Source organism: Oceanobacillus polygoni (assembly GCF_008304605.1).
Lineage (GTDB): Bacteria > Bacillota > Bacilli > Bacillales > Amphibacillaceae > Oceanobacillus > Oceanobacillus polygoni.
Window position 1 is genome coordinate 1 of the sequence record NZ_PIJY01000054.1, and the last position, 1,283, is coordinate 1,283.

Genomic DNA, 1,283 nt, shown 5'->3' on the forward strand with positions numbered 1-1,283 from the left:
AGTACCGAAGTTCCTGATTTCACACTGCCAAGAAAAGCCTCTAGTTAGATCATAGGTGCCCGTACCGCAAACCGACACAGGTAGGCGAGGAGAGAATCCTAAGGTGAGCGGGAGAACTCTCGTTAAGGAACTCGGCAAAATGACCCCGTAACTTCGGGAGAAGGGGTGCTTCATTTACATGGAGCCGCAGTGAATAGGCCCAAGCGACTGTTTAGCAAAAACACAGGTCTCTGCGAAGCCGAAAGGCGAAGTATAGGGGCTGACACCTGCCCGGTGCTGGAAGGTTAAGGGGAAATGTTAGCCGCAAGGCGAAGCTTTGAACCGAAGCCCCAGTAAACGGCGGCCGTAACTATAACGGTCCTAAGGTAGCGAAATTCCTTGTCGGGTAAGTTCCGACCCGCACGAAAGGTGCAACGACTTGGGCACTGTCTCAACGAGAGACCCGGTGAAATTATACTATGCGTGAAGATGCGCATTACCCGCGACAGGACGGAAAGACCCCGTGGAGCTTTACTGTAGCCTGATATTGAATGTCTGTGCAGCTTGTACAGGATAGGTGGGAGCCTTGGAAACCGGAGCGCTAGCTTCGGTGGAGGCATCCGTGGGATACCACCCTGGCTGTATGGACTTTCTAACCCAGGACCGTGATCCGGTTCGGAGACAGTGTCAGGCGGGCAGTTTGACTGGGGCGGTCGCCTCCCAAAAGGTAACGGAGGCGCCCAAAGGTTCCCTCAGAATGGTTGGAAATCATTCGTAGAGTGTAAAGGCAGAAGGGAGCTTGACTGCGAGACCTACAAGTCGAGCAGGGACGAAAGTCGGGCTTAGTGATCCGGTGGTTCCGCATGGAAGGGCCATCGCTCAACGGATAAAAGCTACCCCGGGGATAACAGGCTTATCTCCCCCAAGAGTTCACATCGACGGGGAGGTTTGGCACCTCGATGTCGGCTCATCGCATCCTGGGGCTGTAGTCGGTCCCAAGGGTTGGGCTGTTCGCCCATTAAAGCGGTACGCGAGCTGGGTTCAGAACGTCGTGAGACAGTTCGGTCCCTATCCGTCGTGGGCGTTGGAAGTTTGAGAGGAGCTGTCCTTAGTACGAGAGGACCGGGATGGACACACCGCTGGTGTACCAGTTGTTCCGCCAGGAGCATCGCTGGGTAGCTACGTGTGGAAAGGATAAGTGCTGAAAGCATCTAAGCATGAAGCCCCCCTCAAGATGAGACTTCCCATCACTTCGAGTGAGTAAGATCCCTCAGAGACGATGAGGTTGATAGGTTCGGTGTGGA

General features: G+C 54.6%; 1 rRNA gene. It reads left to right on the forward strand.

The annotated features are described in order from the left end of the window. A 23S ribosomal RNA gene (locus tag F1560_RS21145) occupies positions 1-1,283 on the forward strand; the annotation flags it as partial.